10 protein-coding genes are annotated in these 8,917 nt (G+C 64.9%); all 10 read left to right on the top strand.

Going from position 1 to position 8,917, the window contains the following annotated elements; genetic code table 11:
• The first annotated feature begins 288 nt into the window (after nucleotides 1–288).
• The 10 genes from ACPQ6D_RS13650 (at nucleotide 289) to ACPQ6D_RS13605 (ending at nucleotide 8,876) form a co-directional block, all read left to right on the top strand.
• Nucleotides 289–1,209 carry a GNAT family N-acetyltransferase gene (locus tag ACPQ6D_RS13650; RefSeq protein ID WP_423224887.1) on the top strand — a complete coding sequence of 307 codons (921 nt, stop codon included), beginning with the start codon at nucleotides 289–291 and terminating at the stop codon, nucleotides 1,207–1,209.
• Nucleotides 1,210–1,233: 24 nt separating this feature from the next.
• Complete coding sequence (locus ACPQ6D_RS13645) at nucleotides 1,234–2,928, top strand: DUF6798 domain-containing protein (RefSeq protein ID WP_423224886.1); 1,695 nt, start codon at nucleotides 1,234–1,236, stop codon at nucleotides 2,926–2,928.
• A 17-nt stretch (nucleotides 2,929–2,945) separates the two neighbouring features.
• Nucleotides 2,946–4,166, top strand: coding sequence for an AI-2E family transporter (locus ACPQ6D_RS13640; RefSeq protein ID WP_423224885.1), 1,221 nt, complete (start codon nucleotides 2,946–2,948; stop codon nucleotides 4,164–4,166).
• A 114-nt stretch (nucleotides 4,167–4,280) separates the two neighbouring features.
• Nucleotides 4,281–4,814, top strand: a complete 534-nt coding sequence (gene lspA, locus ACPQ6D_RS13635; protein WP_423224884.1) for a signal peptidase II — start codon at nucleotides 4,281–4,283, stop codon at nucleotides 4,812–4,814.
• Nucleotides 4,815–4,851: 37 nt separating this feature from the next.
• The gene (locus ACPQ6D_RS13630; protein WP_423224883.1) at nucleotides 4,852–5,430 is read left to right on the top strand and encodes a hypothetical protein; all 579 of its coding nucleotides are present in this window, start codon (nucleotides 4,852–4,854) and stop codon (nucleotides 5,428–5,430) included.
• Nucleotides 5,431–5,509: 79 nt separating this feature from the next.
• Nucleotides 5,510–5,902, top strand: coding sequence for a DoxX family protein (locus tag ACPQ6D_RS13625; RefSeq protein ID WP_423224947.1), 393 nt, complete (start codon nucleotides 5,510–5,512; stop codon nucleotides 5,900–5,902).
• Between the two features lie 12 nt (nucleotides 5,903–5,914).
• Entirely contained in the window at nucleotides 5,915–6,556 is a 642-nt protein-coding gene (locus tag ACPQ6D_RS13620) for an SDR family NAD(P)-dependent oxidoreductase (RefSeq protein ID WP_423224882.1), read from the top strand.
• Between the two features lie 57 nt (nucleotides 6,557–6,613).
• Nucleotides 6,614–7,072 carry a DUF6992 family protein gene (locus tag ACPQ6D_RS13615; RefSeq protein WP_423224881.1) on the top strand — a complete coding sequence of 153 codons (459 nt, stop codon included), beginning with the start codon at nucleotides 6,614–6,616 and terminating at the stop codon, nucleotides 7,070–7,072.
• 7 nt (nucleotides 7,073–7,079) lie between these two features.
• The gene (locus tag ACPQ6D_RS13610; protein WP_423224880.1) at nucleotides 7,080–7,658 is read left to right on the top strand and encodes a glycerol-3-phosphate acyltransferase; all 579 of its coding nucleotides are present in this window, start codon (nucleotides 7,080–7,082) and stop codon (nucleotides 7,656–7,658) included.
• A gap of 57 nt (nucleotides 7,659–7,715) precedes the next feature.
• The gene (locus tag ACPQ6D_RS13605; protein WP_423224879.1) at nucleotides 7,716–8,876 is read left to right on the top strand and encodes a glycosyltransferase family 2 protein; all 1,161 of its coding nucleotides are present in this window, start codon (nucleotides 7,716–7,718) and stop codon (nucleotides 8,874–8,876) included.
• Nucleotides 8,877–8,917: the final 41 nt, after the last annotated feature.

The raw sequence follows: 8,917 nt of genomic DNA, 5'->3' as shown, positions 1-8,917 counted from the left end.
GACCTGGCGGCGGAACGCCCTTTCGCCCCGAATTCATTCGGCGGCTGCCGTCGGCTCAGAATGCCTGAGCAGTTACAAATTCGGTCAGGCAAGGATGCTGGTTGGTTTGGGGGTCTCGTTCGGGAGTAGGTGCATCTCCGGCCGTAGGTGCAGCCGCAGATGCGACCTAGCGTGGATTTCAGTTCAGCTAACAGAATTATAGCGCAAAGGCCATGCGCCTCCAAATCACTCCAAAAAAGCAAATTGCCCAATCGCCCGCCAACGGCTTCTGTGCTATAATCTGACCTCATGAACGACCATGATGCGCAAGCCAACACCTTTCATGTCACGGTGCGCGCGGCGCGGCCGGATGACCAGGCGCGTATCCTGACGCTGCTCGACCAGACGCGACGCCAGATGCTCACTTTTGGGACCGAGGATTTGCCCGCGCTGTTGACCTCGGACCAGACCAGCGGCGCGGTGGCTGAAACCGGCCCCCTGCTGTGGGGCTTCCTGTTGACCTCCCTACTCGCGCAGCCAACCTTGCCGGGCGAGACGCTGAACGCCTGGGCGACGCTGCGCGGCTGCGCCCTGCTCGGCGGCTGGCGCGCGGACGAGGGCCTGCCCGCGCTGTGGGAGCCGGTCGCAGCGGCGCTGCGCAGTCGCCGTGTCCAGGCCGTGGTGCACATCGCCGCCGCGGAATGGCTGCACGCGCCGCTGCAGCGCCTCGGTTTTCAGATTAGCGACACTCTGGAGGTCCTGCAGCGCGGGGTAGGGATTGACCATGCCAGCGACGGCGTAGGGCCGGCCACGCTGCGCTCAGCGCGTCCAGACGAGATCCTAGCTTTGCAGGCGGTGGACAGCGCCGCCTTCGCGCCGCCCTGGCGCGCGACCGCGGCCGATCTGACCGGCCTGCTGGTCATGAGCAGCCATGCCATCGTGGCTGAGATGGAAGGACAGGTGATGGGCTACGCGGTCAGCGATGTGCGCGGCGAATTTGGCGTCCTGGCGCGGCTCGCCGTGCTGCCGGCGGCGCAGGGCCAGGGGCTCGGCCGGCAGCTGCTGACCGACGCACTGCGCTTCTGCCGGCGCAGCGGCGCGCGCAGCGTCAGCCTGAACACCAAAGCCAGCAATCAGGCCAGCCAGCGCCTCTACGCGCAGCATGGTTTTCGCCTGCTGGGCAAGCGGACGCCGGTGATGACCTTCCGCCTGCCCACGGCGGCGCGCTGAGGGGATCGGACGATGTGGTTGACCATGCTTCGTCGCCGCTGGCTGCCCGGCGCAGGAGTCTTGCTGCTCAGCGCGCTGTTCGTTGCATTTCATCTGCTGGCCCACGGCTACCGCTTCGGCGTCGTCGAGGATGCGCACGCCATTCAGCTGCCGTTCCTGCTGCAGACGCTGGACCCATCGCTCTTCCCCGGCGATCCGATGCTGGCGACGCGCGCCGGCTATCCGTCCTTCTATTTCCAGCTCTTGGCCCTCGCGACGAGCCTGACTTCCATTCCTACCCTATTCCTCGTCATTCACCTACTCACGCTGCTGGCTTATCTGACGGCCGCGGCCGGTTTGAGCCTGCGCCTGGCGCCGGATCGTATGCCGCTGCGGCCGCTGTTGGTAGGACTGCTGCTCACCCTTTCCCTGCTGCCCGTGCTCGGCGGCGACGATCTCATTCTGCGTTCCGCGCTGCCGCGCCACGTGGGCATGGCGCTGGCGCTGTGGGCCTTGCTGGCCGGCCTGTTAGAATGGCGCTTGCTGGCCTTTGCCCTGGCCGGCCTGCTCATCAATCTGCACGCGCTCAGCGGCGCGTTTGCCCTGGCCCTGCTGCTGGGCGGCGACCTGCTGCGCTTGCCCTGGCGACGGTGGGCCGCGCCCCTGCTGGCCGCAGCGTTCGGTCTGCTCCTGGCGCTGCCCACGCTCATCTGGTCATGGCAGGCGCGCGAGCCGATCACCCCGGCCTGGATTGACCTCTTGCGCCTGCGCTCGGCCCAGCACAGTTTCCCGCTGACCTGGCCGCTGACCGACTTCGTCATCTTTGGCCTGTGGATTGGGCTGGCCGGGCTGGGTTGGTGGCCGCAGCGGCGCCGCGCGCAAGGCCGCTGGCTGGCCGGCGCCGCGCTCGCGGTCGCGCTCTTGGCCTTGATTGGTTTCCTCGGCGCGGAGGTTTGGCCGATCGGGTTGGTTCTGCGCTGGCAGCTTTTCCGCAGCACCAAGTTTCTGACGCTTCTGGCCCTGCCGTTGGTGGTAAGCTGGCTGCTGTCCAGGTGGGATCGCGGGGGCCTGGCCCGCGCCGGAAGCCTCATCGTCTTGCTGGCGTTGTTCGCGCCGTGGCCCAGCGCGTGGATCGTCGGGGTGTTGGCTGGTCTGCTGCTGACGGCGGCGGCCTTCTGGACGCGGCTGGATGCGGTGGGCCGCGTGGCCGCCGAACGGATCTATAAAGCGACCAGCGGCCAGCGCCTGTCCAGGCTCATGACCTGGCCGGCTGGCGTGCGTTGGACGGCCGCTGCGCTGCTCCTGGCGCTGCTCGTTTCCACAGCCGCGGCGTTCACGCAGCCCCAGGTTCCGTCCGATCTGCTGGCGGCCTGGCGTGATGTGCAGGCCTGGGCGCGCCAGAACACGCCGGTGGATGCCACGTTCATGACGCCGCCCTACTACTACGGCTTCCGCGTGGAAAGCGAACGGCCCGTGGTGGGCGAGTGGAAAGACGGCACCCAGCAATACTTCAGCGTGCCGTTCACCGCAGCCTGGTGGCAGCGTATGCAGGATTTACACGCCACCAGCGCCAGCGATACGCGCTACAACGATCTCAGCGCCGCGGAGGTGACGGCGCTGGCGCAGAAATACCAGGCGCGTTTTGCCGTCTTCTTCAACGGCGCCGAGCTGCCATTTGCCACGGTTTACCGCAACGCGTGGTTTCGCGTCTACCAGGTGCTCCCCGACCCCGGCCAATAGATAGGAGAACGCTTTTCATGCCAGACAATCATCGTCCGTCCGAACTCTTACCCCGCTCGCTGATTATCGTGCTCACCCTGGCGGTCTCGATCTACCTCATCGAAAAACTGACCGTCTTCATCCGTTCATTCAGCAGCCTGATCCTGATGGTGGCGCTGGCCTGGCTCCTGGCTTTCACGTTGCAGCCGCTGGTCACCTGGCTGCAGCGCCGGCCGTTGACGCTGCGCCCTCTGCGGCGGCTGTTGGGGAAGCGCATCCATCTGCGCGGCGAGGAGACTTTCCACCTCCCATTTGGCCTGGCGGTTGCCATCGTCTACGGATTGCTCGTGGCGGGTCTGGCCCTCACGGTGCTGGCCCTGGTGCCGGTGCTCGTCCAGCAGCTGGACCAGTTGGCGCAGACCATGCAGATTCAAGCCGGCAACCTGCCGTTGTGGCTGCAGCGGGCCACCGCGTGGCTTAATGGCGCGCGCGCGTTTCTGATCACTCGCTTCGACCTCGATGCCAGCCTGATTGTCTTGCCGCAGCCCTCCGAGCTGCTGAACCAGGTGCCGCTCGTGGGCGCAAACCTCCTGCAATTTGGATTGGGGCTGGCCGGCGGCATTGCCACGGCTTTCAGCCAATTTCTGATCATCATCTTCCTCAGCCTGTTTGTCACCCTCGACGGCGGCGCCATTGCCGGCGCCATCCTACGCGTGCTGCCCAGGCGCTACGAAGATGAATACCAACTGGCCTCCGAGACCATTGACCGCACCTTTGGCGGTTTCCTGCGCGGTACCGTCCTGCAAGGCCTCATCTTCGGCACGGCGGTTTCCCTGCTGATGTTCATCTTGCGCATTGATTCGGCCCTGGTTGTAGGGGTGGCAACTGGCCTGGTCGTGCTCGTGCCGATCGTCGGCGGCATCGTCGCCACCATCTTGCCGGTGCTGGTGGCCGCCCTGCAAGGTTCGCCTAACACGCTCTGGCTGCTGCTCATCCTGCTCGTTTTCCAGATCATCCTGTTCAACGTCGTCATGCCTTCCATCTTCAGCGAGTCGCTGCGTATGCCGTCGCTGCTGATTGTCATTTCCCTGTTGGTTGGTTCGCAGCTGATGGGCTTTTGGGGCTTCGTCTTTGGCGTACCGCTGGCCGCGGCCGCCTACTCGATCACGCTGGTGCTGCTGGAGCAATCGAAACGGCGCCAGGATGAATTGGATCAACTCGCCGCCCAAACGCCAGAGGATCTGCATCCAGCGCCATAGCCTCCACGGCGACGCCGGACATGCCATCAACCGCCATGCCCGCACGCACTTCTGCGCTGCACGCGATGTGTGGTACAATGGGGCGCAAGAAGAAATGTCGCCAAGAAGGTCCTTATGCCAAAACGCAACGTGCGCCAACTGCTTATGATTGCACTCGGCTTGCTGCCCCTGCTGCTCCTCGATCAATTCAGCAAGCGCCTGGCCATTGCCCAGTTGAAGGGAACGTCCGGCGTGACGTTCATCCCCAACTTCTGGGATTTTCAATACGTAGAAAATCGCGAAACCGCGTTCAACTTGACGCGCTGGATTCCTGAAACGATTCGCACCCCGCTCATCGTGGGCGTCAGTCTGACGACACTGTGCGTGATCGCGTGGTATGTCCTCGCCGCGCCGCGGCGCCCCCTCATGCTGGCCGCCTTCACCGCGATCGCGGCCGGGGCCATCGGCAACAACCTGCTGGATCGGTTCCTCTACGGCTTTGTGGTTGATTTCATCCACTGGCACATCGGCGCCGCGTTTGATTGGCCGGTCTTCAACCTGGCCGACAGCCTTGTGGTGGTTGGCGTTGGCCTGCTGCTGCTCGACACATGGTTGACACGCGACGACGCGTCGGCCGAGGCCGAGCTGGCGCGCCAGACGCAACCGTAGGGCCCGCATGAACGATCACCGAGCGATAGGAGGCAGCATGAACACCCGCCATTGGCTGCGTGGATTCACCCTGGCGGCTCTGCTGATCGTCGTCGTGTTGTTTATGGTGTTTCAGGGCATCGAGGCGCAGTTGAAGGCGGCCGGCAGCCCCGGCGGGATTGTTGATCTGGAACTCGCCTTCACGCCCGCGCAGGCCGCGGCCATCATTCAGGCCTGGCCGGCTGGCGGCGCTGATCTGGCCCGCCTGGCGTTGTGGCTCGATTTCCTCTTCATTGTCGGCTATGCCGGCGGCTTACGTGCGCTGCTGGTGCAGATGGCGGCCCACCCGGCCCTGGCAGCCTGGGCGCGCACCTTACAGCGCCTGGCGGCTCTGCCCCTGGCCGCAGCGCTGCTCGACGTCAGCGAGAACATCTGCCTGCTCACCGTGGTCAGGCGCATGCCGGCGACCGGCCCGCTGTCACCGACCGTAGAGGGCGCGCTGGCGCCTTTTACCCTCATAGCCGGCATCTTTGCCAGCGTCAAGTTTACGCTGGTGGGTGCGACGCTGCTGGCCGTTGTGCTGGCCGCGGCCAAGTCGTTCCTTCCACAGAGAGCCAACCGCACAAATGGAGAATAGGGTGAACACAGAGAACAAGAGCCTTCGGTCTGAACAGTCGAGTGCGGGACAGAGAGCCTGGCGGACGGCGCAGACAGTTTTGCGCGTCCTGTTGGGCGTATTTCTGGTCTTTACCGGAATCACCCACCTCACGTCCGCGCGGGCCGAGTTCCTGGCCCAGGTGCCAACCTGGCTGCCGGTGAATGGCGAGCTGGTCGTCATCCTGTCCGGGATTGCAGAAATCGCACTGGGGTTAGCCCTGATCTTCCTGGTCAAACAGCGAGTGCTCGTCGGCCTGGCCGTTGCGGCGTTCTTTGTGCTGATCTTCCCGGGCAACATCTCGCAGTACGTCAACCGGATTGACGCCTTTGGGATGAACACCGATCAGGCCCGCTTCAACCGGCTGTTCTTCCAGCCGGTGCTGATAGCCTGGGCGCTGTGGGCCACCGGCGCCTGGCGGGCGCTGTTCACAAGAAAAGTCGAATCCTCATAGAGGAACTGTCACATGACGAAAATAGCCTTGATCTGGGGCGCAGCGGGCGGCATCGGCCGTGCGCTCGCTCACAAACTCAAAGACGATGGCTGGCAGGTCATCGGCGTCAGCCGCCAGGGAGACGACCTGGCCGGCGTGGCCGATTACGATTACGCGTACGCAGCCGATGTGGCCGACCCGTTCGCCGTGCAGCGCGCGATGTTGGCCGCGGGGCAGGAGGCAGGCGAGGCGCACTTGTTCGTGTATGCGGCCGGCGACATTGCCTCCGAACCAGCCGCCAGGATGACGCCCGCCGCATTTCGCCGCATCCTGGATGCCAATCTGCTCGGCGCGTACAACGCCCTGCACCACAGTCTGCCCCTCCTGACCGAGGATGCGCCCGTGGTCTTTCTGGGCGCCGTGAGCGAGCGAATGCGGCTGCCGGGGCTGAGCGCCTACGCGGCCGCCAAAGCCGGGCTGGAGGCGTTCGCCGAGGCGCTGCGCAAGGAGGAGCGGAAGCGGCGGGTCATCGTGGTGCGGCCGGGCGCGGTGAACACGAGCTTCTGGCGGAAGGCGCCGTTCAAGATGCCGGGCAGCGCCCTGGCGCCCGCGGCGGTGGCCGAGAAGGTGGTCGAGGCGGTCAATGCCGGACAGCAGGGCGTGTTAGACTTGTAGACAACGGGTTGGAGATCGTCGGCCCTATCCGTGAGATTCAGAAGTGGTGCAGGTGACATGATCTGGGATTTTCAAGACGTTCTATCTCGCCGGCTGCTGTTGTGGTCGGCGCTGAGCGTCATCGCCGGCGCGCTGCTGGTTGCGTTCGGCGCGTCGGCCTGGTGGCGCGGCTTCGGCGTGCAGGCGCTGGCATGGGGCGCCATTGACGCGGCCATCGCCCTGTTTGGGCAGCTTTCCGCTCGTAAACGGCGCGCCGCGGGCGCGGGCGGGCCGGAGAGGTTCGAGCGCGAGGCGCGCAACCTGCGCCGGATCCTGTGGATCAACACGGGGCTGGACGTACTGTACGTGGCCGGCGGGTTGGTTCTCGTGTATACGCTTGGCGCACAAAACCCGTTCCTGGCCGGCAATGGTTGGGGTGTTATCGTGCAAGGCGGCTTCCTGTTCATTTTTGACCTACTGCATGCCCTGGCAGTGCCCCGGCGCGAGGCTGGCGTGCCCGCGCTCGATCTCTTCTAACACCCACATGCTCTCTCTCACCTGGACGCTCATCGGCTTTCTGCTCGGCTCGCTGCCCCTATCGGTCTGGCTGGGCAGGCTGGCGCTGCGCACCGACATTCGCGCTTACGGCGATGGGAATCCTGGGGGAACCAACGTGGCGCGCGCCGGCGGCCGCGGCCTGGGCCTGCTGGCGATCATCCTCGACATGCTCAAGGGGGCCGTTCCCGTGGCGCTGGCCCATTACGTCTTCCAGGTGGACAGCTGGCCGTTGGCGCCGGTGGTGTTGGCGCCGATCCTCGGACACGCGTTCTCGCCGCTGCTTGGTTGGCGCGGCGGCAAGGCGCTGGCGAGCACGTTTGGCGTCTGGACGGCGCTGACGGTTCCGTTCGGCCCGTTCGTCATGGGCGGCTCCGTCTTCGTCTTCAACAAGCTGTTGAATACCCCTGGCTGGGCTGTGATGGCTGCGCTCCTGACACTCCTGGCCTTTCTGTTGCTGACCGGTGTGACGCTCCCATGGGTTGTGACGTGGATCGGCACGGCGGCGATCCTCTCCTGGACGCACCGCGCCGATCTGCGCCAACGTCCCCAGCGGCGCAGACCCTGAACACGGCGTGAACCTCTGCCCAGGGCGTGACCGCGGACTCTGTATCAGGAGGAAGATGTGGGCTCCTTTTGGACCTATCATCAGTTCAGTATTGCTGTTTTTGCTGCCTGCCTTGTGCTGATTGCGCTCAGCAACTGGCGGCTGCTGCGTCGCGTCGAGGGCGGCGCGCCGCCGGCTCAGTGGCCCCGCGTTTCCGTGTTGGTGCCGGCGCGCAATGAAGAGATCAACATAGGCGACTGTGTGCGTTCGCTGCTGACTCAGAATTGCCCCGACCTCGAGGTGATTGTGCTGGATGACCAGTCGTGCGACCGCACCGGCGAGATCCTGGCCGAGCTGGCCTCCCAAGATCGCCGGCTGCGGGTCCTTGCGGGTCAGGCGCTGCCTGATGGCTGGCTGGGCAAGCATTGGGCCTGCCAGCAGCTTGCTGAGTCGGCGACCGGCGACCTCCTCTTCTTCACGGATGCCGACACGCGCCATGAACCACAGTCCTTGCGGCACGGGGTCGTTGCCCTGATGACCGAACAGGCCGATTTGCTGACAGCCTGTCCGCGCCTGGAAGTCGTGACCTGGGCTGAAAAACTGGTGATCCCCTTCTTCCCGTGGGGCGTCCTATCCTTCTTGCCGTTGGCGCTGGCCTATCGTGTCCGCGCTTCCGCCCTCTGCGCCGCGAACGGCCAATATATGCTCTTCCGGCGCGCGGCCTATGATCAGATCGGCGGCTATGCAGCCGTGCGTGCAGATGCCGTAGACGACATCGCACTCGCCCGGCAGATCAAGGCCCATGGCCTGAGCTGGCGCATGGCGCTGGCTACACAAGACGTCCGCTGCCGTATGTACCGGAACTCCGCCCAGGTCTTCGAGGGGTTCACTAAGAACCTGTTCGCCGGCTTCGGCTATCGGGTGCTGCCGTTTCTGCTGATTTGGCTCTGGATCTGCATCGTCTTCTTGCAGCCCCCGATTGTGCTTGCGCTGATCGCCGCTGGCCTGCTGCACTCGACCTACTCGGTGGTCATGGCCGCCGTGGGGGTTTTCTTGGCTGTGTTATTGTGGGGCATATCGAACGCACGCTTCGGTTTTCCCCTGTATCTTGCGCTCTTGTATCCTGTCACCACCGTGCTCACGCTCTTCATTGCCGCGCGGTCAGTGGCCTTTGCGGTGCGCGGCCGCTCCACCTGGAAAGGCCGCACGATGGTGCAGGCGCGGATACGATGGTGGTAGGGAACAAACCCTCGAACTGTGTCGGGCCTTCAATTGACCGC

The organism is Candidatus Amarolinea aalborgensis, assembly GCF_900491745.1.
Lineage (GTDB): Bacteria > Chloroflexota > Anaerolineae > SSC4 > Amarolineaceae > Amarolinea > Amarolinea aalborgensis.
This window is presented reverse-complemented; position numbering and strand designations above follow the sequence as displayed.

Bases quoted from the DNA above. Each gene is read 5' to 3' on its own strand.
- ACPQ6D_RS13640 (WP_423224885.1), top strand. From the start codon at position 2,946: ATGCCAGACAATCATCGTCCGTCCGAACTCTTACCCCGCTCGCTGATT.
- ACPQ6D_RS13620 (WP_423224882.1), top strand. From the start codon at position 5,915: ATGACGAAAATAGCCTTGATCTGGGGCGCAGCGGGCGGCATCGGCCGT.
- ACPQ6D_RS13630 (WP_423224883.1), top strand. From the start codon at position 4,852: ATGAACACCCGCCATTGGCTGCGTGGATTCACCCTGGCGGCTCTGCTG.
- ACPQ6D_RS13645 (WP_423224886.1), top strand. From the start codon at position 1,234: ATGCTTCGTCGCCGCTGGCTGCCCGGCGCAGGAGTCTTGCTGCTCAGC.
- lspA (WP_423224884.1), top strand. From the start codon at position 4,281: ATGCCAAAACGCAACGTGCGCCAACTGCTTATGATTGCACTCGGCTTG.
- ACPQ6D_RS13610 (WP_423224880.1), top strand. From the start codon at position 7,080: ATGCTCTCTCTCACCTGGACGCTCATCGGCTTTCTGCTCGGCTCGCTG.
- ACPQ6D_RS13650 (WP_423224887.1), top strand. From the start codon at position 289: ATGAACGACCATGATGCGCAAGCCAACACCTTTCATGTCACGGTGCGC.
- ACPQ6D_RS13615 (WP_423224881.1), top strand. From the start codon at position 6,614: ATGATCTGGGATTTTCAAGACGTTCTATCTCGCCGGCTGCTGTTGTGG.